A 21,320-nucleotide genomic window follows, 5' to 3' on the forward strand; every position below is an offset into this window, starting at 1 on the left:
CGGTCAGGCCCCCGGCAGGGTGCGCCGCCGGGTCACCGCGATCCCGGCCGCGATCACCAGGGCCGCGCTGACCAGCAGGAACGCCGGCCCGCCGCCGTAGCGGTCGCCGACCGGGCCGGCCATCGCCGAGCCCGCGGCGCTGCCGACCTGGCCCAGCGTGGTCAGCCAGCCGTACAGCTCACCGCTGCGATCGTCGGCGGTGGCGGCGACCAGCTGGTCGTGCACCGCGAGCCACGGCGCCAGCGCCAGCCCGAACACGGCGATCACCACGGCCATCGCCGCGATCGTGCCGGGTAGTGCCAGCGGCAGCGACGTCAGCGCGAGCGCGCCGAGCAGCAGGGTGTAGCTGGTGCGCTGGGCGGCCCGGGGCGGGCGCACCGCCAGCGCGAGTCCGCCGGCCAGGCTGCCCGCCGACCACACCGCGACGAGCAGCCCCGACTGCCCGGCCGCGCCCGCGTGCTCGGCGAACGCCGGCACCAGCACCCACATCGCGCCCATGCAGACCCAGTAGGCGAGGTAGGCCGCGCCGAGCGTGTGCACCGCGGGATCGTTCAGCAGACGGCCCCGCCGCGGCCGCGACCGCGGGAAGGCGGGCACCAGCGCGACACCGACGGCCAGGCCCGCGGCGCCGGTCAGCGTCGTGGCGACCAGCGCCGCCGCCGGTCCGGCCAGCGCCGCCCGGCCGCTCACCCACAGCGGGCCACCGATGTAGACCGTCTCCAGCGCGACCGAGTTGACCGCGTAGGCCCTGGTCAGATGCGATTTCGCGAGGCGGGGGAGCATGGCGCGCACGCTCGCTGACACCGGCGGGGTGACCAGTCCCGAGGCCGCCGCGAGGCCGGTGAACAGGGCCGGCCCGTGCGCGGCCGCGAGCGCCAGCTGGGCGGCGGTGAACACCGTGCCGGACAGCACGAGGACCCGGCGGTCGCCCGAGGACGGCAGCGTGCGGGCCCACAGGGGAGCGGCGATCGCGGTGCCGACGGCGGCCGCCGCTCCGGCCAGCCCCGCGGCGGCGAAACTGCCGGTGGCCTCGACCCCGGTGAGCGTGACGAGCAGCGGCCGCATCGCGATGGGCAGCTGGGCGAGGTTCAGGCAGCCGATCAGGACCAGAGCCCGTATATTCATAACTTATGAATGAGCCGGAAGCGCGGAGCGCAAACCTGCTCGGCGCGATGTCGTTGCTGGTGGCCGGCGCGGTCCGGGACGCGGTCACCGAGGCCGTCGGCGCCGGTGGCGCGCTGGGGGAGGCGCTGATCGCGATCAAGGACCAGCCGGGGCGGACGGCGGACTGGCTCGCCGGGGTGCTGCGCATCTCCCAGCCCGGGACGGCCCACCTGGTGCGGCGGCTGACCGAGCAGGGCTGGATCACGCGCGACAGCGAGGGCCGCCGCCGCCCGCTGAGGCTGACGGCCGAGGGCGAACGCCGGGCGGCGTCCGCGCTGGCCGCCCGGCGGGCGGCGCTGGACCGCCTGGTGGGGCGGTTGTCGGGGGAGCAGCGGGCGCAGCTGGCCGGGGTGGCGGAGGCGGTGCTGGGCCCGGAGGCGCGCAGTGAGCAGGTGCTGGCGGAGTTGTGCCGGTTGTGTGACCGGTCGGTGTGTGCGGAGTGCCCGGTGCACGCGGGGTTGTGCGAGCGCTCGTGAACTCCCCGGGCGGCTGAGATCGGCGGCGGTGCTGAGCGCGGACCGGCGGGCGGCCGGTCCGCGCTCGGGTCAGCGGCGGTCCAGCACGGCGCTGAGGAACCGCTTCGTGCGTTCCTCCCGCGGCTCGTGGAAGATGACCGACGGTGGGCCGGCTTCCACGACCGCCCCCGAGTCGAACATCAGCACCCGGTCGGAGATGTCCTCCGCGAAGCGCATCTCGTGGGTCACCAGCAGCATCGTCATCGACTGCGAGTGCGCCAGCTCGCGGATCACCCCCAGCACCTCGCCGACCAGCTCGGGGTCCAGCGCCGAGGTCACCTCGTCGAACAGCATCACCCGGGGCCGCATCGCCAGCGCCCGCGCGATCGCGACCCGCTGCTGCTGCCCACCCGACAGCTGCCCCGGTTTCTTGTCCACGTGCTGCTCCAGCCCGACCATCCCGAGCAGCTCCCGGGCGTGCGCGTCGGCCTCCTCGCGTCCCTGCCCGAGCACGTGGACCGGCGCTTCCGTCACGTTGCGCAGCACGGTCATGTGCGGGAACAGGTTGAAGTGCTGGAACACCATCCCGATCCGGCGGCGCACCAGCTTCATCCGGCCGGTGTCGAAACCGCCCGCGTCCCACAGGGTTTCGCCGTCGACCTCGATGCGCCCGGCGTCGGGTTGCTCCAGTGTCATCAGCAGGCGCAGGATCGTCGTCTTGCCCGACCCGCTGGGCCCGATGATCGACACCTTCTCCCCGGCCCCCACCTCCAGGTCGAGTCCGGTCAGGACCTCGTGGCTGCCGAAGGACTTGCGCACGCCACGGAAGGCGATCATCGGGTCAGCGGGGCTGGGCAAGGCGGAGCTCCAATCGTCGGATCAGCTTGGCGGCGGGGTAGCTCACGAGCAGGAACAGCAGCCCCACCAGCGTGTACGGCTCGAGGTAGCGGTAGCTGCCGGAGCCGATCGCGGTCGCGTGCCCGAGCAGTTCCAGCACCGTGATGGCGGACAGGATCGCCGAGTCCTTGAACATCTGCATCAGGTAGTTGCCCAGCGCGGGCACCACGGCCCGCACCGCCTGCGGCAGGACCACGGCCTGCCACCGGCGCCGCCACGGCAGGCTCAGCGCGGTCGCCGCCTCCCACTGTCCGCTCGGGACGCTTTCGATGCCGGCCCGGTAGACCTCGGCGGTGTAGGCGCTGTAGTTGAGGCCGATGACGATGATCCCGGTGACCATCGCGGAGAACGTGATCCCGTACAGCGGCAGCACGTAGAACGCGAAGTACGCCTGCACCAGCAGCGGAGTGCCGCGCACGAACTCCACGTAGAACCACAGGATCTGGCGCAGCACGGGAATCCGCAGGTGCCGCAGGACCGCCACCACCAGGCCGACGACGAGCGCGATCACGATCCCGGCGAGCGTCACCTGCACCGTCACCCACAGCCCGCGCAACAGCTCGGGCAGGATGCCGAAGGCGAAGTTCCAGTCCCAGACCATCACTGCACCACCCCGCCGGCGGCCTTGCGCACCAGGGTCGTGCGGTCCGGCGCGATCCGGTCCGGCGCCACCCGCTTCTCCAGCCATCCGCGGCCCAGGGACAGCAGGTAGGACACCACGAAGTACATCACCAGGATCGTGCCGAACACCGCGGTCGTCGCGCCGGTGCTGGTGCGGACCATCTGCGCGCGGAACGTCAGGTCCGCCACCGTCACCAGCGACACCAGCGAGGTGTTCTTGAGCAGGTCGATCAACACGTTGCCGAACGACGGCAGCATCACCGGGATCGCTTGCGGCAGCAGGACGCGCCGCATCTTCAGCGACGGGCTCATGCTCAGCGCGGCGGCCGCTTCGTGCTGCCCGCGCGGCAGCGAGTTGATCGACCCGCGCACGATCTCCGCGGCGTAGGCGCCCTCGTTGAGGCCCAGCGCGAGCACACCGGCCGCGAACGGGGTGAGCTGGATGCCGAAGAACGGCAGCGCGAAGAACAGCCAGAACAACTGGACCAGCATGGACGTGCCGCGGAACACCTCGACGAAGATCCCGGCGGGCCAGCGCAGCAGCCGTCGCGGCGACAGCCGGGCCAGCCCGGCCGTGAACGCGACGACGAGCGCGAGCGCCATGCCGCAGACGGTCAGCGCCAGCGTGATGAGCAGGCCGTCGAGCAGCAGGGGGAGGTAGGGAGCGATGGCGGACATCGCGCTCAGCCGCTCACCGCGCAGAGCTGGTCGCGGGTGACCCCGCGGACGTCGTCCGCGGAGAAGCCCCACTTGGCCAGCGTGCCGGCGTATTCCGGGGTTTGCTTGAACGCGGCGAGCTGCTCGTCGTAGGCCTGCTGGAAAGCGGTGTCGTTCTTGCGGAAACCCGCGCCGGCGCCGGTCTGCTGGACGTCCTTGATCGCGGCGGTGATCTCGATGCCTGCGGTCTTCAGCGAGTTCAGCGACAGCGTGGGCAGGAAGAACGCGTCGGCGCGGCCGGCCAGGACCGCCTCCACGCCGCTGCGGCCGTCGGGGACGCTGACGATCTGGCCCGCCGGCACCTTTTCGGTCTTGAGCACGCCGTCCTCGAACCCGCCGGGCAGCACGGCGACGCGCACGGCCGGGTCGGCCTTGACGTCGGCGATCCCGGCGAGCTTGCGCGGGTTGCCCGCGGGCACCGCGAACGATTCGGTGGAGACGATGTCCGGCTCGGAGTAGAGGATCTCCGCGCAGCGCGACTGTTTCATGAACAACCCGGCCGCGATGATGTCCCAGCGGTTGGCGTTGAGGCCCGGGATCATCGACTCGTACGGCGTCACGACGCCCTGGATGCTGCCGATTCCCATCCGCTTCAGCACGGCCGACACGACGTCGGGCTCGACGCCGGTGACCGAGCCGTCGGCGTTCACCTTGGTGTAGGGCGGTTCGTTGGCGATCGCGACGCGCGCGTACCCCTGGCTCCGGACCTGGTCCAATGTGGAGTTCGGCTGCCCGGTGCCGGGCTGCGTGAAGCTGCAGCCGGCGAGGAAGCCGGTGAGCGGCGCCGCCACGACGGTGGCGCCCGCGCCACGCAGCAGGTTTCGGCGGGAGATTCCGGTAGGGCGCATCGAAGTGCCTTCCTCGGGAGCTCGAGTCACCCGACCGGGCGACGTGATCGCGATCAAGCTAGGTGCGCGCTCGTAGGATTGTCAATGCGGAGATTGTTGACAATAAGTAAACCCGCAGCCGACCGCGAAAGCCGCCGCCGTGCGGCGGTGAGGATCGCCCGTTCGGCCTCGCCCAGGTGGAGACTGCCGCCGCCCAGCGGACTCCGCCGGGGCCGCGCAGTCCGGGTGCGCCGGGAACCGCACCGGCGCGACGAAAAGCGGCTCCCCGAACCGCCGATCGTGTCAGACTTCGCCGGAGAACCACTGGGGGTTTCCGTCACCCTGGGCGCGCGCGCCGTGGATGTTGCTGCGCCGGCCCGCCATCGCGGTGGCCGTGGCCGCGGCCGCGTTCCTCGTCGCGCTCCCCGCGGCCGCCGCCGCGCTGTTCCTGTCCGCCGCGGGCAATGCCAGTCTGCAGAGCCAGGTCGCCGACGCCTGCCCGGCCTACACCGGCGCACACGTGAGCGCGGGGCTGCGGTTCGACGACCCCGCACCGGCCGGCGCGGTGCTGCTCGACGCGCGTGAGCGGGCGCTGACCAGCGGAGGCGCCCAGGTGCCGCGGCTGTCCGCCCCGGTGACCACGCTGGTGCAGCAGGCGGCGCTGGGCGGCGGCACCGTGAACCTGGTCGCCCGCACCGGGTTCGACCGGCACGTGCTGGTCGTCGGCGGCGGCCGCGGTCCCGGCGTGTGGCTGCCCGACGGCTTCGCGGCGGACAGGGGCATCCGCGTCGGCGACCGCGTCCCCGTCACGCTCGCCGGCCGCACCGTGACGATGCCCGTCGCGGCGGTCTACCGGGACCTGCGGTCTGCTCCCGACCAGCCGTACTGGTGCAGCCTCACCGACCTCTACCGGGGCCGGCCGCTGTCGGAAGCCCCGGTCTACCCGCTCGCGCTCGTGCCGCGGGAGGAGTTCCTCGCCGCGGCCGACGGCAGTGGCCTGCGCGCCGCGACGGTGATCGAGCTGCCGCTCGACGCGACCGGACTGACCACCGCGAACGCCGTGCCCGTCCTGGACGACCTGGCCCGCCTGCGCGACGACACCAACCAGGCCGGCGACCACTACCCCGACGGCGTCCAGTTCACCTCGGCCCTGCCCGGCATGACCGACCGGGCGACCCTCGTGGTCGACGCGCTCACCGGCACCGTCGTGCCCCTCGCCGCGGCCGCCGCGATCGCCGGGCTCGTCGTGGCCGGGGCCGCGGGCGGGTTCTGGGTGGACCGGCGCCGGGCGGAGCTGACCGTGTTGTCCGCGCGTGGCGTCGGCCCGGCCGCGCTCGCCGGGAAGGCCGTGCTGGAGGTCGCGCTCGTCGTCGCCGCCGGGATGGCCGGCGGCTGGTTCGCGGCGCGAGCCCTGGTCGGCTCGGTGGGGCCGGGCGATGCGTTCACACCGGCCGCCCTCCGGGGCTCGGTCTGGGCGGCCACCGGCGCGTTCCTGGTGACCCTCGGCGCGGTCGCGCTGGTCGCGTGGCGGCGGACGGCGCGCCTGTTCGACGTGCCGCCGGTGCGGGCGCGCCGCGCGCGGTGGGTGCCGTGGGAACTCGTGCCGCTCGCCGCGGCCGTGGTGAGCTGGTTCGTGCTCGGCGACGACGTCCAGACCGGGGCGAGCGGGGCGGTCGGCACGGTGGCGCGCGTGCCGCCCCGGCTGGTGGTGGCGCCGATCCTGCTGGTGATCGCACTGGCGGTGGCCGCGGCGCGCGCGTTGCTGGGGGCTGGCCCGCGCCCGGGCCTGCGGCGGCCCGGGGCGCCCCGGCTGGTTCCTGGCCACCCGGCGGGTGCTGGCCGGCCCGGTCGCGGCGGCGGTGCTGGCCGGGGCGACGGCGGTGCCGGTCGCACTGGCGGTGTACGGCGCGTCGGTGACCGGCTCGGTGGACCGCACCCTGCACGCCGAGGGGCAGCTGATCGTCGGCACGGACGTGGTGTTCTCGCTGGAGTCCCGCGTGCCGGTGCCGCCCGGACTGGCGGACCGGGCGAGTCTGGTGTCCGCCTACGGCAACGCCCGCGTCGGCGGCAGCACGGTCGAGGTGCTCGGCGTGGACCCGGCGACGTTCGGCCGCGCCGCGTTCTGGGATCCCGCGCTGCCCGGGCCGTCGCTGGACGACCTGCTCGGGCGTCTGGCGCGCGGGGAGCCGATCGCGGCGCTGGCCGGGCTGAACCGCGCCGATGGCACGTCCACTGTGGACATCGGCGGGCGGGGTGTGCCGCTGACGGTGGTGGCGGTGCCGCAGCTGCCGGGCAAGAAGTCCGGCAACCCGCTGCTCCTCGTGCGGCAGGACGTCCTGGACGGGCTCGGCCTGGTGACCCGGCCGCAGTTGTGGGTGCGCGGCGATCCGGACGAGATCCGGCCGCAGGTGTCCGGGCTGCCGGTGCGCACCTACGCCGAGGCGTCGACCGTGACCGCGGCCGGGGTGTACTCGCCGATCACCTACACGTTCGGGTTCCTCGCGGCGGTGTCGCTGTTGTGCGGGGCGATCATCGTGGTCGGGTTGCTGCTCTACCTGACGGCGAAGGCCCGGGCGCGGCGCAGCGCGTACGTGCTGCTGCGCCGGATGTCGGTGACCCCGGCCGACCACTGGCGGGCGTTGTGCTTCGAGGTGGGCGGGCTGTTGCTGGCCGGGTTCGTCACGGGGCTGGTGCTCGCCGCGGTGGCGGTCGGTCTCACCGCGCGCGCCTACGACGTCAACCCCGCGACCCTGCCCGGCACGCTGCTGAGCCCGCCGTGGGGCCTGGTCGCCGGGCTGGCGGCCGCGGCGGCCGTCACCACCGCGCTCGCGGCGGGCGCGGCACAACGCGCGGTCTCCCGCGCCTGTCCGGCGGAGGTGCTGCGTGACTCGCGATGACCCGGCGCTGTGGTGCGAGGGTGTGGCCTACGACTACCCCACGCGGGGCGAGACCGTGCACGCCCTGTCCGGGGTGGCGCTGACGGTGCCGCGCGGGGCGATCACGGCGGTGGTCGGGCCGTCCGGCTCGGGCAAGTCGACGCTGCTGAAGATCCTGGCGTGCCTGGAGCGGCCGGAGGACGGTCGCGTGTGGATAGCCGGGACCGAGGTCACCGCGCTGTCCGCCCGCGCGCGGCGGGCGGTGCGCCGCACGCGGGTGGGGTACGTGTTCCAGGACCCTGCGGACAACCTGCTCGACTACCTCACCGTCGCCGAGCACCTCGCGCTGGCGGCGCGGCTGCGCGGCCGGGACACCGGCGCCGAGCTGGTCGAGGTGCTGGGGCTGGGCCACCGCACCGGGCACGTGCCGCGGCGGTTGTCCGGCGGTGAGCAGCAGCGGGTCGCGCTGGCGTTCGCCGCGACCGGGGAACCGGCGGTGGTGATCGCCGACGAGCCGGCCGCGCAGCTGGACCGCGACTCCGCCGGCCGGGTGGCCGAGGCGCTGCGGCGGCTGGCCGACCGCGGGCAGGCGATCCTGCTCGCCACGCACGATCCGGAGGTGAGCCGGGTGGCGGACCGGGTGGTGGAGCTGGTGGACGGCCGGATGGGGGAGGGCTGATGCTGAGTCTGCGCGGGGTGCGCAAGAGCTACGGCGGGACACCGGCGCTGCGGCCGGTCGACCTCGACCTGGTGGCGGGGGAGCTGGTCGTGCTGACCGGGCCGTCCGGATCGGGCAAGAGCACACTGCTGATGATCGCCGGCGGGTGGGAGACCCCGGACGGCGGCGAGATCGTGCCGCGCCCGCCGCTGCCGGAGGTGCCGGTGGACCGGATGTCCTGGCGGGACCTGGGTTTCGTGCCGCAGTCCATCAGCCTGTTCGAGGAGCTGACCCTGGCCGACAACCTGGCGCTCGCCCGCGGTGGCCCCGGCGGCGCGGAGCTGCTGGAGGCGCTGGAGCTGGGACACCTCGCCGCGCGACGCCCGGGCGAGGTGTCGCGCGGCGAGCAGCAGCGGGCGGCGGTGGCCAGGGCACTGGTCGCCGCGCCGTCACTGGTGATCGCCGACGAACCCACCTCCCACCAGGACCACCGCCGTGCCCGGCTGGTGCTCGACCTGCTGCGGGCGGCCGCCGTCCGGGGCGCGGCGGTGCTGATCGCCAGTCACGACGCGGCCGTGGTGTCCCGCGCGGACCGGGAAATCCGGCTCGACGCTCCCGCGGTCGCACCCGGATGAGCCGAGCACCTCAGCGACCACGGTCCAGAGAGGACGGACGGTATCAGCGGCGCCGGAAAATCCTGCGCCGGGTGCGAGCCGGGGTCGTGAATCGATTTCCGTTGTGTAACGGGGGAAAACCGGGGAACAAGCACATCCGTGCGCGTCTTGCTGAACGCCGGACCCTGGCTGTCCGTTCCGCCGGCCGGATACGGCGGGATCGAAAACGTCGTGGCCACTTTGGTCCCGGCGTTGCGGGATCGTGGCGTCCAGGTCGTGCTGGCCACGGTCGGGACGAGCACGATCGCGGCCGACGAGGTGGTGTTCCGCCATCCGGTGCCGCAGTTCCCGTTGCTGCAACTGCCCTACAACCGCGTCATGGGCTGCGTGATGGCGCACATGGACCACGTGGTGCGGGAACTGGCCCGGCGCGAGGACGTGGACCTGGTGCACGACCACGTCGAGGCGGTCGGGCCGGTGGTGCTGGCCGCGCTCGGCTCCGCCGCGCCGCCCGCGCTGCACACCCTGCACTGGGACCTGGGCAAGCACCCGGCGCTGTACGAGAACTTCGACGGCCGCGGCCGCGTGCGGGTCAACGGCGTGTCGGCCGACCAGCTGTACCGGGCTCCGGCGGCGCTGCGCGCGGCGAGCCTCGGGCACGTGCACCTCGCGACACCGCTCGCCGGCCGGCGGGCCGGCGTGGACAAGGGCCGGTACGCGATCGTGCTCGGCCGGATCACGCCCGGCAAGGGCCAGGACGTCGCGGCGCGGCTGGCCCACGCGGCGGGGCAGGAGCTGGTGCTCGCCGGGCCGGTGGGCCCCTACGACCGGCCGGCGGCGCTGGCGCGGGCGCTGCGGGACGACCCCGACGCGCTGCGCAACCCCGACGTGCAGTACTGGCAGGAGCGGGTGCGGCCGTGGGTGGACGGGCGGTGCGTGCGGTGGGTCGGCTCGGTGGGCCCGGCGAAGCGGGACGCGCTGCTCGCCGGCGCGCTGGTGAGCCTGTGCCCGCTGCAGTGGGACGAGCCGGGCGGGACCGCGGTGGTCGAGTCGCTGGCGCTGGGCACCCCGGTGGCCGGCTACCGGCGCGGCTGCCTGCCCGAACTGGTGGACGACGGCGGGACCGGGCTGCTGGTGGCCCCCGGCGACGAGGACGGACTCGTGACCGCCTGGCGCAACGCGCGACGGCTGGACCCGCGGACGTGCCGCCGGGTGGCCGCGGAGCGCTTCTCCCCGTCCCGCATGGCCGACGACTACGTGTCCCTGTACGAGAAGGTGTGCACCGGGCAGGACTCGTTCGCCTGACTAGCCGAACGTGAACACCGCCTGCAGCACGTGCCTGCGCCGCCGCGCGAGGGCCATCAGCAGCTCGGGCGCTTCCTCCACCGGCACCACGTCGGTCACCACGTGCGCCAGGATCCCGGGCCCCTCGGCGCGCAGCAGGTCGATCGTCCGCGCCGACAGGCGCTCGCGGTCCCACGTGTGCGCCAGCCCCCGCGGCACGCGGCCGATCTGCGCGCACCGGATCGCCAGCCCGTTGTGGTGGAACTCCTCGCCGAGCCGCACCGCGTCCGCGCCGTCCTGGTAGAACGCCAGGTCGATCACCGTCCCCTGCGGTCGGGCCGCGCGCAGCGCCATCGCCAGGCTGGACGGCTGCCCCCGGCACTGGAACACCACGTCCGCGCCGCGGTCGCCCGGCCCGTGCCGCCACCGCGTCTTCAGCAGCACCGCCGGATCCACCGCCCCCGGATCGAGCGCCTCGATCCCGAACCGCTCCACGACGGCGCGCCGCTGCGGAGTCGGCTCCACCACGACGACCTCCTCGGCCCCGTGCCGCCGCGCGAACAACGCGGTCAGCAGCCCGACCACCCCCGCCCCGGTCACCACCACGCGCCGCTCGCGCACCCCGTCCGCCAGCGACCGCACGTCCGTGCCGTGCAGGTCGGCAGCCGCGTGCAGCAGCCCGTTCGCGCAGATCGGGCCCATGTGCGCGACGTAGATGCCGAGCAGCGGGTCCAGGTCGGCAGGCAGCCGCACCATCCGCTCCGACCGCGGGTCGGCGCGGTAGCCGTCGCGGTGCCCGTAGGTCATGGCCAGCAGCTCGCCCTCGGCGAACGCCGGATCGCGGCTCGCGGTCACCCGCGCGACCTGCATGTACCCCCACCGGCGCACCGGGTAGCCCCGCTCCGGCCCGCGCGCGTCGAACAGGCCCAGCTCGGCGTCCCAGCCCGCGTGCAGGCTCGGGTGCGTGCCCTTGACGAAGCTCAGGTCCGTGCCCGCGGACAGTCCACTGTAGAGGGTGCGGACCTCGACGTCGCCGTCCGGCGCGGGTTCGCGGACCAGGCTCACCCGGCCCGGCCCGGTCACCACGAGCACCCGGTCCTCACCCATCGAGCCGCACCGGAATCCCGCGGGTGGCCGAGCGCGCGATCGCGTGGGCCAGCCGGTGGGTGCGCACCGCCTCCGCGTAGGAGGTCCGGACCCCCGCGGTGCGGCCCAGCACCGCGTCGACGAAGTCCCGGTCCGCCGCGCGTTTGGCGTCGTCCGGATCGACCCGCTGCACCTGCGCGCCGTCGCCGTCGCGGACCTCCAGGACGTCCTCGGCGACCGACAGGGCCAGCCCGTCGGCGAACACCTCCAGCCCGGCGCGGTGCTTCCACCCGAGCAGGCAGGTCGCCACGAGCGTCCCGACCCCGCCGTCGGCGAATCGCAGCGTCGCGACGGTGGCGCCGTCCACGTCGGCGTCCGGCGCGCTCGGCGGCGCCCCGTCGGCGACCGCGTGCACCTCGGTGACCTCGCCGGCCAGCAGACGCGCCAGGTCCAGCACGTGGATCGCCTGCTCGATCACCTGCCCGCCGGAGCTGTCCCGCCGCACCCACCACGGCACCGGCGGCACCCGGTCCAGCCACGCGCCGATCGCGAGCCGCACCGGGCGACCGTCCAGCACCTCCCGCGCAGGCACCACTGCCGCCGAGTAGCGCCAGTGGTGCCCGACCGAAGCGAGGACGCCGGCCCGGTCCAGCGCGGCGGCGACCCGGTCCGCGACGCCGGTGTCCAGCGCGATCGGCTTCTCCACGAACATCGGGATCCCCGCCTCGGCGAGGGCTTCCTCGGCCGGGCCGTGCGCCATCGGCGGCACGCACACGTAGGCGGCGTCGATGCCGGAGTCGATCAGCTCCGGCACCCCGGGAACGGCCCGCGGGCCGAACGCCCGCGCCCGGTCCGGATCGAGGTCGGTGACGGCGACCAGCTCGACGTCGCCGAACCCGGCGAGCATGCGCGCGTGGCGGGCGGCCACCCCACCCGCGCCGACGAACCCGATCCGGCACCTCGTCACCATCGCTCCTCCACGCGGCCGGGTTCCCGCTGCCGAAGGAGTGAAACGGCGGTCAACGGGTGCGCCGGTTTCCGCTGTCCGGCAGCGGGTATCACGCTCGACTCGCGCGGAAGGGAACCCGAGATGACACGACAGCTCTCCCGGAGACTGGCCGACGGCCTCGGCGTCTTCAGCATCAGCCTCGGGACCGTGCAGCTCGCCGCGCCACCGTGGCGACCGCCGCCGCGGCCGCGGTGGCCGTCGCCGCCGTGATCACCAGCCGCAACGGCAACCGCGCCCCGGTCGAGGCCGCGGGGCGCATCACGTGAACCGGCCGGTCGCCGAGGTGTACGCGGCCTGGCGCGAGCTGGAGACCCTGCCGCGCGTCCTGAGCCACCTGGAGCCCGTGCGGCCACTGGGCGGATGTCGAGTGGGACGCGAGATCACCAGCGAGGAGGCCGGTGAGCACCTCGAATGGCGGTCGGTGGGCGACGCGGGTGCGCAACTCCGGCCGCGTCGAGTTCCGCCCCGCGCCCGCCGACTCCATCCCGACCGAGTCGATGCAGGCGTCCGGCCCGCGCCCGCGGTGATCTCGTCCAGCGCGTCCAGCACCGGCGTTTCGGCGTAGTCGATCACGTCGGTGGCACCGGCCCGCTCCCGCGCCATGTCCAGCCGGTAGCCGAACCGGCCGAACGCGAGCTCACCCCGTAGCGGGCGACCAGCCCAGCTCGGGGCCGAGTTTGGTCGCGATGTCGGTCAGGATCTGCACGTAGTCGGCGTGCTCGAAGGTGAACGGCAGCGCGAAGGCGACCTCGTCGACCTCCCGGTAGGCGGCGTGCGCGTGCAGCCGCTCGGCGATCTCGGCGGACGTGCCGACCAGGTCGGGTGCGAACATCAACCGCGCCGGGCCCTGCGGCGTGGTGGTGCGGGGCATGCGGTTCGCCGCGTACTCGGCGTACTTCGCGCGCTGCTCTGCGGTGGCCGAGTCGGTCGGGATGACCACCAGGCCCTGCGACACCCGCGCCCGGTCGCCGTCGGGGTGGTGGGCGCGGAACGCGCGGATGAGGGCGAGCTGGATCTCGGCGAAGTCCGCCGCCTCCTCGGCCTTGACCACGCTGCTGGTCAGGAAGTTCATCCCGTTCTCACCCGCCCAGCGCGCCGAGCCGAGGCTGCCGCCGCCGTACCAGAGGCGGCGGCCCAGCCCGGGGGAGTGCGGCTGGACGCGGTCGGAGTACACCTCGAAGCCCTCGGTGCCGCGGAACGTGGTGACCGGCTCGCCGCGGATCGCGTCGAGCAGGCGGCGGACGCGCTGGTGGCTGAAGTCCTCGGCGTCGGCGGTGCCTGGGTAGAGGGCGTCCTTGACGTGCTCCCAGTGCGTCGGCGGGCCGGCGGACAGGCCCGGGTTGAGGCGGCCGCCGGAGAGGACGTCGACGGTGGCGAGGTCCTCGGCGAGGCGGAGCGGGTTCTCCCAGCCCAGCGGGATCACCGCGGTGCCCAGCTCGATGCGGCGCGTGCGCTGCGAGGCGGCGGCGAGGACCGCGACCGGCGAGGAGATGCCGTACTGCAGGTGCCGGTGCCGCACCCACGCGCTGTCGAAACCGAGCTGCTCACCCAGCTCGATGATGCCGAGCGTGCTTTCGTGGCCCGCGCGCGGGTCGGCTTCGTCGAACAGGCCGATGGTGAGGAAACCCAGTTTCCGCAGCGGTCGTGACACACGTCCTCCCGGGGTCCGTGATCACGATTCTGGCAGGACTTCCCGGGAGGGCGTGCCGTTCCCAAGGGGTGGGCGCTAGCTCGCGGCCAGCAGCTCGGGGGCTGGGGCGTAGGCGGCCAGCTCCTCGTGCAGGCCGGGCGCCTCCAGGACCTCCGGTTCCGGGCTGCCGGCGCACTCCCCGCCCAGCGCGCGCCGCACGAAGGCGGCCACCACCCGGGGCGCGGGCACGACCTGGCCGCCCAGGTAGCCGAGCACCAGCAGGTCCTCGCCGCAGCGGGCCTCCACCGCCACGGCCCAGCCGTAACGCTCGTCCCACAGCAGGGCCACGTCGCGCTCGGGGAACGCGGGGACGTGCCCGTCGATCGCGATGTAGGCGCCCAGCGGTGCCTCCAGTTGCACGCAGGAGCCCTGCCCGCTCAGGCCGAGCATGTCCTCGATCAGTTCGATGTACCGGCGCAGGCCCCGCGCCGTCCTGCTCTGCGGGTCCAGACCCGGGTTCGGGAACACCTGCCCTCACCTCCCGCGAATATCTATAGTGATGACTGTAGATTGAGTCAAGCAACTGAAGCAGATAGACTCGTCAAGTGGCTGTAGACAAGCTGGATGACGAGGACTACCCCGCCTGGACGATGGGGCAGGCGGCGGACGCGCTGGACGTGCAGCCGGCGTTCCTGCGCAGCCTCGACGCCGCCGAGGTCGTCCAGGCCCACCGCTCGTCGGGCGGCCACCGCCGCTACTCGCGCCGCCAGCTGCGGCTGGCCGCGCGGGTCCGCGAGCTGTTCGACGACGGGATGACCCTCGCGGCGGCGGAGCGGATCGTCCGGCTGGAGGACCAGCTGGCCGCCACGCGTGCCGAGAACGCGGAACTGCGGCGCCGGCTGGGCGAGAGGACCGATGGGACGGAGACCGAACAGGAGGTTTGAGGGATGGCGCTGGAAAACGTCTGGATCCGCACGCTGGGCGACGGGCTGGTCCGGGCCGATCAGATCATCGGGATCTCCAACCACCGCACCCCCTCCATGACGGGCAAGCCCGGGCGGTGGCTGCTGACGGTGGCCCTGCCCGTGGCGACGGGCAGCGGGAGCGCCGACGGCTGGGGGCTGACGAACCTGCACCGCACGCTGGTGCAGACGGACCAGGAGGTGGCCGGCGCGCCCGACCGCCTGGCGCGGCTGCTGGCCCAGCTGGCCGCGGTGGACACCGCGGGCGTCATCACGGCCACCCCCTGCGGCCCCGACCGCAGCGACGTGCGGTTCGAGTTCAGCCGTTTCGAGGCGGAGGCGGCGCCGGCAACGTCGGAGGCTCAGCCCGAGGCGGTACCGGAGGTGGTCGGGGTGCGCTGACGGGCTGGCCCGGGCGGCCCCGGCCGTTGCGCCCGGCGGGGAGCCTGCTGCGCGATGGTGCCGAACAACCCGGCGTGCGCTGAGGCGCTTGCCAGGATGCGGGCGCCTCGCGCTGCGGGGCGCCCCGCCGAATGGCCGGGCCTCGGCCCGTTGGGCCGCTGCGGAGAGGCGCGGATGCGCGGCGCTTGCCCGAACGGCCAACCCTGGCCGTGCGCGCGGCGGGCGGTTCCTGCTGCGCGGTGGGGTTGCTGGTGGTGCCGGAGGTAGCCGGGGTGCGCTGAGGCGCTGGCCCGGACTACGGGGCGCCTCGCGGTGCGGGACTTCCCGCCGAATGGCCGGGCCGGGCCTAGGCCCGCCGCTGTGCCGCTGCGGAGGCGCCGTGCCGCAAGTGCGCGGCGCTGCTCGACGGCCGGTCCCGGCCGTCGCGCGCGGGTGGGGTGCCTGCTGCGCGGTGTGCCGAGGTGGTCGGGGTGCGCTGAGGCCCTGGCCCGGACTACGGGGCGCCTCGCGGTGCGGGACTTCCCGCCGAATGGCCGGGCCGGGCCTAGGCCCGCCGCTGTGCCGCTGCGGAGGCGCCGTGCCGCGGATGCGCTGCGCTGCCCGAACGGCCGCCCCCGTCGCCCTCGTGCCAGTGGCATCCGAGCCGCCGCTAGGGCGCGAGCGCGCCCTAGCGGCGCCGCCCGGCGGGGCGCCCCTGCCGCTGGTGCATCGCCAGCCGCTGGGGCGCGCCTCAACCCGTGTCCTTGAGCGCCTCCGCCATCGACGGGTACACGTTCAGGAAATCCAGCAGATCCGTGAACGCCATGACCCGCCGCACGGCGTCCCCCGCCACCACCCGCAACTCCGCCGGCGCGGCCTCCCGGTGCGTGCCGGCCAGCAGCCCCAGCCCGCTCGAACTGATGAACCTCAGCTCGGACAGATCGAGCACCAGCAACCGCGGCCGGTCGACCAGCGCGAGCCGGATCAGGCGGCGCAGCTTGGGCAGCGTCGCGATGTCGAGTTCGCCCGTCGCGGTCAGTACGACGTCTCGTCCCCGGTGCTCGGCCGACACCGTCATCGCGTGCGCGGGTCCGGCCGGTGAACGGTCGCTGGGTGGTGCCATCCGCCCATCATGCATAAGGATCCGGAATCCGGCAGTGGTCCGGTTACCCCGCCGGGCGTCGGCGCGCGCGGCGTGTTTGCCGCGCAATCACCGGGGCAACTCCACCCGCCATTCGTGCGCGCCCGGCCCGGCATCGCCGATTTCCTTGTCCGGCAAGCGAATCCGGGCCCGCGTCCCCGGCGGCACGGTCACCGACAACCACATCCGTCCACCCCCCACCCGCCACGCGCTGCGAATCACGCCATAGGGGCTGTGGTGTTCGGCCTCGGCCCACCGCAACCCACCGCCCGGACACGGCTGCACGACGAAACGCCGGTACCCCGCCTCCGCCGCGCCGGGGTCGTCCGGCAACCGGATCCCGGCGACGTGCGTGTGCAGGAACGAGATCACCGCGCCCTTCCCGTAGTGGTTGAGCGAACCCCGCGCCCGCCCCGCGTCCACGCCGTCCCAGTACTCCCAGATCGTCGTCGCCCCGCGGTCGAGCATCCCGAGCCACGACGGCACGCCCCGCGCGAGCAGCACCCGGTACGCCTCGTCCACGTACCCGGCATCGGCCAGCACCGGCAACAGCAGCCCCGTGCTCAGAAACCCCGTGCCCACGCGATAACCGGCCCGCTCGACCAGCGACACCAGCCGGGCCGCCACCGCCGCGCGCAGCGACGACGGCACCAGGCCGAACGCCAGCGCCCGCACGTGGTTCGCCTGCGTCGGCACCGCGATCGACCCGTCGGCGGCGAGGTATTCGCGCTGCCACGCCTCCCGCGCCCCGGCGGCGATCCGGCGGTAGCCGTCCGCGTCCTCACCCAGCAGGGTGGCGATCCGGCTCAGCAGATCCGCCGATCGGGCGAGGTAGGCGGTGGCCACGATCCCGTGGTCCTCACCCGGATCGGGCGCCGGGGTCTCGCCCGGCTCCAGCCACTCCCCGAAGTGGAACCCGGTGTCCCACAGGTACTCCTCGTGCGGCGCGGGCGCGCCCCGCCGGTCCGGGTGCCGGTTCTCGCGGGCGGTCCGCGCGGCGAAACCGACCCACCGGCGCATCGAGCCGAACTGGCGGCGCAGCAGCTCCAGGTCGCCGTAGGCGCGCCACATCTCCCACGGCACGATCACCGACGCGTCGCCCCAGCCCGCGGAGCCGTCCATCGCGGTCCCGCCGGAGGGCTTCGGGGCGATCGTGGTGACCCGCCCGTCCGGCAGCTGGTCGGCCGCCAGGTCGCGCAGCCACTTGTCGCTGAACCCCGCGACGTCGTGGGTGAACGCCGCGGCCCCGGCGTAGACCTGCCAGTCCCCGGTGAACCCGGACCGCTCGCGCTGCGGGCAGTCGGTCGGCAGATCGCAGGCGTTCGCGAGGAAACTTCGCGTCGCCGCCTCGTGCAACGCGTTCAGGTCCTCGTCACCGCACCGGAACCACCCGGTGCGCCGCAGGTCGGTGTGCACGACGACGGCCGTCACGTCCTCGGCCCGGCCGTCGATCTGCACGTAGCGGAAGCCGTGGGTGGTGTGGCGCGGTTCGAACACCCCGCCGCCCTCGACGACGTCGACCTGGCCGGCGGGCAGCGGCTGCCGGGTCGCGAAGTCGAACGCCCGCAGGTGCCCGGTGTCCACCCGCCCGTCCGGGCCGAGGAACTCGCCGTGGGTGAGCGTGATCCGCCCGGGTGGCGCGGTCAGCCGGACCCACCCGTTGAGGTTGCGCCCGAAGTCGATCACCTGGCTCCCGCCGGCCCGGCGGACGCTCACCGGCGCCAGTTCGGCGGCCCGCCGCACCGGGGGCGCCACGGACAGCTCCAGCCGCGACCGGTCGTCGTAGAGGCCGCCACGCACCGGACGGGCCGCCGCCCACTCCGCGGTCGCGGGCCCGCGCGTCTGGCCGTCCATCAGGTCCGCCGTCATGCCCGACGGGCGGGACCGCCAGCCATCGCCGGTCACCACGGTCGCGCCGGTGCCGTCGGCCAGGGTGGCGCCGAGAGCGAGCAGCGCCGCGACGCGCGTGCCGAACCCGTCGGCGGTCCGCTCGAACCCGTGCCGCCCGCGGAACCAGCCATCCGACAGCAGGATGTCGACCGTGTTGACGCCCTCGCGCAGGTGCCCGGCGACGTCGTAGCGCTGCGCCTGCAACCGTGACCGGTAGGCCGTGAAGCCGGGCGTCAGCTCCTGGTCACCGACCCGGACACCGTTGATGAACAGCTCGTATACACCGTGTGCGGTGGCCCAGGCCGTCGCCTGCACCACCGCAGCGCCCAGCGTGCACTCGGTATGCAAGTTGTATACAGGTCGCCGGCCGGGTGGTGGCACCGCGTCTTCGGCCGGCTCGATCCACTGCGCGGTGCCGAAGTCCGGCGCGGTCACGGTCCAGGGCGCGGGCGCCGACCAGCCGGACTCGCCCAGGTCCGTCCACACCCGCACCTGCCACTCGCTGCCAGGCACCCCGGCCGGGACACCCGCGTCGACCAGCACGGAACGGCCGTCCGCCCGCCGTCCGGACTCCCAGCTCACGCGTCCGTCGTGGACGATCCGGACGGCGTAGGCGTGCTGGACCGCCGCGTTCTCCGGCAGCCACCAGGACAGCCGGGGCCGCGGCACCCCGCAGGGCTGGCCGGGCGGGAGGTGTTCGAGCCGCAGCTCCGCGGGCTGGTTCATGGCCGGAACCGTAGCCGACAAAAACTGAGTCAACAAGGTTTTTGGCGGGCCGGGCTAGAGTGACCGCCGTGGGACGACGCAGGACCGGGAGCTACGCGGCGGGCCGGGAGCGCCGCGCGCGGATCGTGGCCGCGGCCGCCGAGCGCTTCGCCGAACGCGGCTACCACCGGGTCCCGCTGGCGCGCATCGCCGCCGACGTCGGCCTCACCGAGGGCGGCCTGCTCTACCACTTCCCGACGAAGAAGCACCTGCTGCACGCCGTGGCCGAGCACCGGATCGCCACCACCGCGCGCTGGTGGACGGAGCTGGACGCCGACGCGACCCTGGCCGACGTCCTGGCGGAGATGGTCGCCTCGACCGAACGGCACCTCGCGCAGCCGGGCCTGATCGAGCTGTTCGTGCTGTGCTCGGCCGAGGCGGCGGACGCCTCCAGCCCGGCGCACGCGGTGTTCGCCGCGCGCTACGCGGAGACCGTCGACGCGATCGCCGCCCTGTTCACCCGCTGCGCGGAGCGGGGGGAGCTGGCGCCCGGCACCGACTGCCGGGAGCTGGCCAGGGAGTGCGTCGCCGTCAGCGACGGGCTGCAGCTGCAGTGGGTCCTCGCCGACGGGGACCTCGACCTCGTGGGTGGCGTGCGCGCTCACCTGGCCCGGATCGCCGGCGCGGTGAGCACGACCTCGGTCTGAGCGCGGGCCAGGCCGGCCAGCGCGGTCACCGCGACCAGGCACACCCCGGCGGCGACGGCGAGCGTGCCGAACACGGCGTGCGCGCCACCCGCCCCGATCGCCATGCCGCCCAGCGTCGGCCCGAAGAACGCGCCGATGAACGACGTCCCGTTGGACCAGCCCAGCGCGGCGGCGCGGGCGGGCGCCGGGAACACCGACGACGTCGTGGTGTGCACGAGGTTCATCGTCGAGTGGCCGCCGACGCCCATCGCGGCGATGCACACCGCGGCGGTCACCGGGCCGGTGGGCAGGACGAGCATCCCGGCCAGGCCCGCGATCGTGCAGGTGCCGGTGGCCACGGCGATCCGCGCGCTGCCGTGGCGGTCGGCGGCCCACGCGGTGACGAACGACCCGAGCACCGCGGCGCCGGTCAGCGCGAAGGTGAACAGCAGCGCGCTGCTCAGCGAGAACCCGAGGTCGATCATCGCCTGCGCGGCCCACACGTTGAGCCCCTGCCAGGCGACCATGTTCGCGATGACGGCGCCCGCGACGGCGAGCAGGATCCACTTGCCCCGCCCCGCGACCAGGGCGGCGAGCTTGCGCCGCCCGGTCCACGACTGGTCGGCCGCGGCCCGCGCGGGGTCGGCCGGGACCCGCAGCGGCGCGAGGACGGCGAAGATCAGCACGCTCAGCCCGGCGCCGACGAAGAACAGCGTCCGCCAGCCGAACGCGGGCAGCACCGGGATCGCGAGCAGCGCGGCGACCACCCCGCCGAGCGGGATGCCGGCCATCGTGATGGTCACGACCAGCGACGCGCGCCGGGCGGGGGCCTGGTCGCGGGCGATGGTCATCGCGGTGGTCAGCGCGGCGCCGACGCCGAGGCCGTTGAGCAGCCGGGCGAACGCGAGCATCGTGCCGCCGGTGGCGAGCGCGAAGGCCAGCGAGCCGAGGCCGAAGACCACGATGCCGGTGGCCAGGGTGGTCTTGGCGCTGGTGCGTTCGGCCAGTGCGGGGGCCAGGAGGGCGCCGAGCGCGTCGCCGAGGTAGACGACGCCGCCGATGAGGCCGGTCTGGCCGTCGGTGATGCCGAGGGCGGGGTCGGCGAGCAGCAACGGCACGACCGAGCCGTAGACGATGAGGTTGTAGCCCTCGATGACGGTGACGATCATGCAGACGGCGACGACGAGTCGCCGGTGTGCCGCGGACGCCCCGGTGCGGGGCGAGTTGGCCAGCTTCATTGGTGTCCTCCGGGCGGGAGTGATGGCCGTCTCAGGGTGCGGTGGCGGGGGCCGCGGCAGAACGGGTTCGTCCCGGTTCCCGGGACAGCTCCGGTATCGGTGGTGTCACCGGTTCTGTCCGCGACCGGTCGCACTTTTCCTCCCGTGTCTCCAGTGAGGGAAAAGCCCATGCGCAGCCCGCCGGCGTCAAGCTCCCGAACGTGGCGTGGGGCAACGGTGCGTGCCGCGCGGATGGCACCTGGTTCGAGAACATGCTGACCGAGTGGACCTCGCACGGCTTCCTGGTCATCGCCAACGGCAGGGCCGGTGGTTTCGGCTCGACCACGTCGGACATGCTCACCGAGTGGGAGGTGGTCGCGGCACCTGGCGGCGCGGGGCCGGCCACCCCGCGCCGGTTCACGCTGGGGCCGGTGCGCCACCGGCGGGAGGCGGTCGCGCTGGCGTGGCCTGTGCGCCGCTCGGTCCGCGCGGTGTGTGCG

General features: G+C 74.4%; 23 protein-coding genes. 9 read left to right on the plus strand and 14 right to left on the minus strand.

Annotation, left to right across the window (positions count from 1 at the left end; genetic code table 11):
• Positions 1-3: 3 nt before the first annotated feature.
• Positions 4-1,125 carry an MFS transporter gene (locus D0D28_RS09395; protein ID WP_116110368.1) on the minus strand — a complete coding sequence of 374 codons (1,122 nt, stop codon included), beginning with the start codon at positions 1,123-1,125 and terminating at the stop codon, positions 4-6.
• 5 nt (positions 1,126-1,130) lie between these two features.
• Here D0D28_RS09395 and D0D28_RS09400 point away from each other — a divergent pair, with 5 nt between their 5' ends.
• Positions 1,131-1,640 carry a MarR family winged helix-turn-helix transcriptional regulator gene (locus D0D28_RS09400; RefSeq protein ID WP_162831021.1) on the plus strand — a complete coding sequence of 170 codons (510 nt, stop codon included), beginning with the start codon at positions 1,131-1,133 and terminating at the stop codon, positions 1,638-1,640.
• Between the two features lie 69 nt (positions 1,641-1,709).
• On the opposite strand, the gene ehuA is transcribed toward D0D28_RS09400, so the two are convergent.
• The 6 genes from ehuA to D0D28_RS09430 form a co-directional block, all read right to left on the minus strand.
• On the minus strand, positions 1,710-2,456 hold the full coding sequence (ehuA, locus tag D0D28_RS09405; protein ID WP_094008142.1) for an ectoine/hydroxyectoine ABC transporter ATP-binding protein EhuA: 747 nt from the start codon (positions 2,454-2,456) through the stop codon (positions 1,710-1,712).
• Positions 2,457-2,460: 4 nt separating this feature from the next.
• Positions 2,461-3,117, minus strand: coding sequence for an ectoine/hydroxyectoine ABC transporter permease subunit EhuD (gene ehuD, locus D0D28_RS09410; protein ID WP_094008141.1), 657 nt, complete (start codon positions 3,115-3,117; stop codon positions 2,461-2,463).
• A complete protein-coding gene (ehuC, locus tag D0D28_RS09415) occupies positions 3,117-3,815 on the minus strand; it encodes an ectoine/hydroxyectoine ABC transporter permease subunit EhuC (protein ID WP_094008140.1) in 699 nt (232 codons plus the stop codon). Before ehuC ends, ehuD begins: the two co-directional genes overlap by 1 nt.
• Before the next feature lie 5 nt (positions 3,816-3,820).
• Entirely contained in the window at positions 3,821-4,702 is an 882-nt protein-coding gene (gene ehuB / locus D0D28_RS09420) for an ectoine/hydroxyectoine ABC transporter substrate-binding protein EhuB (RefSeq protein WP_116110370.1), read from the minus strand.
• A gap of 316 nt (positions 4,703-5,018) precedes the next feature.
• A complete protein-coding gene (locus tag D0D28_RS09425; protein WP_116110371.1) occupies positions 5,019-5,801 on the minus strand; it encodes a hypothetical protein in 783 nt (260 codons plus the stop codon).
• Positions 5,801-6,361 carry a hypothetical protein gene (locus D0D28_RS09430; RefSeq protein ID WP_116110372.1) on the minus strand — a complete coding sequence of 187 codons (561 nt, stop codon included), beginning with the start codon at positions 6,359-6,361 and terminating at the stop codon, positions 5,801-5,803. Before D0D28_RS09430 ends, D0D28_RS09425 begins: the two co-directional genes overlap by 1 nt.
• Before the next feature lie 152 nt (positions 6,362-6,513).
• Here D0D28_RS09430 and D0D28_RS09435 point away from each other — a divergent pair, with 152 nt between their 5' ends.
• The 4 genes from D0D28_RS09435 to D0D28_RS09450 all read left to right on the plus strand — a co-directional run bounded on the left by D0D28_RS09435 (position 6,514) and on the right by D0D28_RS09450 (position 10,134).
• Entirely contained in the window at positions 6,514-7,578 is a 1,065-nt protein-coding gene (locus tag D0D28_RS09435) for a hypothetical protein (protein ID WP_116102200.1), read from the plus strand.
• Entirely contained in the window at positions 7,565-8,236 is a 672-nt protein-coding gene (locus tag D0D28_RS09440; RefSeq protein ID WP_116110373.1) for an ABC transporter ATP-binding protein, read from the plus strand. Before D0D28_RS09435 ends, D0D28_RS09440 begins: the two co-directional genes overlap by 14 nt.
• Entirely contained in the window at positions 8,236-8,850 is a 615-nt protein-coding gene (locus D0D28_RS09445) for an ATP-binding cassette domain-containing protein (protein WP_094008137.1), read from the plus strand. The genes D0D28_RS09440 and D0D28_RS09445 overlap by 1 nt, the downstream gene beginning before the upstream one ends.
• A gap of 138 nt (positions 8,851-8,988) precedes the next feature.
• On the plus strand, positions 8,989-10,134 hold the full coding sequence (locus D0D28_RS09450) for a glycosyltransferase (RefSeq protein ID WP_167481591.1): 1,146 nt from the start codon (positions 8,989-8,991) through the stop codon (positions 10,132-10,134).
• Here D0D28_RS09450 and D0D28_RS09455 read toward each other — a convergent pair whose 3' ends face one another.
• Together D0D28_RS09455 and D0D28_RS09460 are read right to left on the minus strand one after the other, a co-directional pair.
• Positions 10,135-11,220 (minus strand): zinc-dependent alcohol dehydrogenase, encoded by a 1,086-nt coding sequence (locus D0D28_RS09455; protein ID WP_116110374.1) that lies wholly within the window; start codon positions 11,218-11,220, stop codon positions 10,135-10,137. It lies immediately after the preceding gene.
• On the minus strand, positions 11,213-12,169 hold the full coding sequence (locus D0D28_RS09460) for a Gfo/Idh/MocA family protein (protein ID WP_205413213.1): 957 nt from the start codon (positions 12,167-12,169) through the stop codon (positions 11,213-11,215). The genes D0D28_RS09455 and D0D28_RS09460 overlap by 8 nt, the downstream gene beginning before the upstream one ends.
• Positions 12,170-12,606: 437 nt before the next feature.
• Between D0D28_RS09460 and D0D28_RS37305 the strand changes: the two genes are divergently transcribed.
• The gene (locus D0D28_RS37305) at positions 12,607-12,735 is read left to right on the plus strand and encodes a hypothetical protein (RefSeq protein WP_275895893.1); all 129 of its coding nucleotides are present in this window, start codon (positions 12,607-12,609) and stop codon (positions 12,733-12,735) included.
• Between the two features lie 110 nt (positions 12,736-12,845).
• On the opposite strand, the gene D0D28_RS09465 is transcribed toward D0D28_RS37305, so the two are convergent.
• Together D0D28_RS09465 and D0D28_RS09470 are read right to left on the minus strand one after the other, a co-directional pair.
• Positions 12,846-13,859, minus strand: coding sequence for an LLM class flavin-dependent oxidoreductase (locus tag D0D28_RS09465; protein WP_094008503.1), 1,014 nt, complete (start codon positions 13,857-13,859; stop codon positions 12,846-12,848).
• A 75-nt stretch (positions 13,860-13,934) separates the two neighbouring features.
• Positions 13,935-14,366 carry a DUF6292 family protein gene (locus D0D28_RS09470; protein WP_094008504.1) on the minus strand — a complete coding sequence of 144 codons (432 nt, stop codon included), beginning with the start codon at positions 14,364-14,366 and terminating at the stop codon, positions 13,935-13,937.
• Positions 14,367-14,488: 122 nt separating this feature from the next.
• On the opposite strand from D0D28_RS09470, the gene D0D28_RS09475 reads away from it, so the two are divergent.
• Together D0D28_RS09475 and D0D28_RS09480 are read left to right on the plus strand one after the other, a co-directional pair.
• A complete protein-coding gene (locus D0D28_RS09475) occupies positions 14,489-14,782 on the plus strand; it encodes a MerR family transcriptional regulator (RefSeq protein WP_094008505.1) in 294 nt (97 codons plus the stop codon).
• Positions 14,783-14,785: 3 nt separating this feature from the next.
• Positions 14,786-15,202, plus strand: coding sequence for a hypothetical protein (locus D0D28_RS09480; protein WP_240323144.1), 417 nt, complete (start codon positions 14,786-14,788; stop codon positions 15,200-15,202).
• A gap of 730 nt (positions 15,203-15,932) precedes the next feature.
• Here the strand turns inward: D0D28_RS09480 and D0D28_RS09485 are convergent.
• Positions 15,933-16,304, minus strand: coding sequence for an STAS domain-containing protein (locus D0D28_RS09485; protein ID WP_205413214.1), 372 nt, complete (start codon positions 16,302-16,304; stop codon positions 15,933-15,935).
• A gap of 87 nt (positions 16,305-16,391) precedes the next feature.
• The gene (locus D0D28_RS09490; protein WP_116110376.1) at positions 16,392-18,938 is read right to left on the minus strand and encodes a family 78 glycoside hydrolase catalytic domain; all 2,547 of its coding nucleotides are present in this window, start codon (positions 18,936-18,938) and stop codon (positions 16,392-16,394) included.
• A 68-nt stretch (positions 18,939-19,006) separates the two neighbouring features.
• On the opposite strand from D0D28_RS09490, the gene D0D28_RS09495 reads away from it, so the two are divergent.
• Positions 19,007-19,624: a TetR/AcrR family transcriptional regulator gene (locus D0D28_RS09495; RefSeq protein WP_094008516.1), complete on the plus strand. Its 618-nt coding sequence runs from the start codon at positions 19,007-19,009 to the stop codon at positions 19,622-19,624.
• On the opposite strand, the gene D0D28_RS09500 is transcribed toward D0D28_RS09495, so the two are convergent.
• Positions 19,579-20,841, minus strand: a complete 1,263-nt coding sequence (locus D0D28_RS09500; protein WP_205413215.1) for an MFS transporter — start codon at positions 20,839-20,841, stop codon at positions 19,579-19,581. The genes D0D28_RS09495 and D0D28_RS09500 overlap by 46 nt on opposite strands.
• Positions 20,842-21,320 lie beyond the last annotated feature (479 nt).

This window comes from Amycolatopsis ruanii (assembly GCF_003385175.1).
Lineage (GTDB): Bacteria > Actinomycetota > Actinomycetes > Mycobacteriales > Pseudonocardiaceae > Amycolatopsis_E > Amycolatopsis_E thermalba.

Excerpts from the sequence above, each read along its gene's own strand:
- D0D28_RS09395 (WP_116110368.1), bottom strand. The coding sequence starts at position 1,125 with ATGAATATACGGGCTCTGGTCCTGATCGGCTGCCTGAACCTCGCCCAG.
- D0D28_RS09400 (WP_162831021.1), top strand. The coding sequence starts at position 1,131 with ATGAATGAGCCGGAAGCGCGGAGCGCAAACCTGCTCGGCGCGATGTCG.
- ehuA (WP_094008142.1), bottom strand. The coding sequence starts at position 2,456 with ATGATCGCCTTCCGTGGCGTGCGCAAGTCCTTCGGCAGCCACGAGGTC.
- ehuD (WP_094008141.1), bottom strand. The coding sequence starts at position 3,117 with ATGGTCTGGGACTGGAACTTCGCCTTCGGCATCCTGCCCGAGCTGTTG.
- ehuC (WP_094008140.1), bottom strand. The coding sequence starts at position 3,815 with ATGTCCGCCATCGCTCCCTACCTCCCCCTGCTGCTCGACGGCCTGCTC.
- ehuB (WP_116110370.1), bottom strand. The coding sequence starts at position 4,702 with ATGCGCCCTACCGGAATCTCCCGCCGAAACCTGCTGCGTGGCGCGGGC.
- D0D28_RS09445 (WP_094008137.1), top strand. The coding sequence starts at position 8,236 with ATGCTGAGTCTGCGCGGGGTGCGCAAGAGCTACGGCGGGACACCGGCG.
- D0D28_RS09455 (WP_116110374.1), bottom strand. The coding sequence starts at position 11,220 with ATGGGTGAGGACCGGGTGCTCGTGGTGACCGGGCCGGGCCGGGTGAGC.
- D0D28_RS09460 (WP_205413213.1), bottom strand. The coding sequence starts at position 12,169 with ATGGTGACGAGGTGCCGGATCGGGTTCGTCGGCGCGGGTGGGGTGGCC.
- D0D28_RS09475 (WP_094008505.1), top strand. The coding sequence starts at position 14,489 with ATGGGGCAGGCGGCGGACGCGCTGGACGTGCAGCCGGCGTTCCTGCGC.
- D0D28_RS09480 (WP_240323144.1), top strand. The coding sequence starts at position 14,786 with ATGGCGCTGGAAAACGTCTGGATCCGCACGCTGGGCGACGGGCTGGTC.
- D0D28_RS09485 (WP_205413214.1), bottom strand. The coding sequence starts at position 16,304 with ATGGCACCACCCAGCGACCGTTCACCGGCCGGACCCGCGCACGCGATG.
- D0D28_RS09490 (WP_116110376.1), bottom strand. The coding sequence starts at position 18,938 with ATGAACCAGCCCGCGGAGCTGCGGCTCGAACACCTCCCGCCCGGCCAG.
- D0D28_RS09500 (WP_205413215.1), bottom strand. The coding sequence starts at position 20,841 with ATGAAGCTGGCCAACTCGCCCCGCACCGGGGCGTCCGCGGCACACCGG.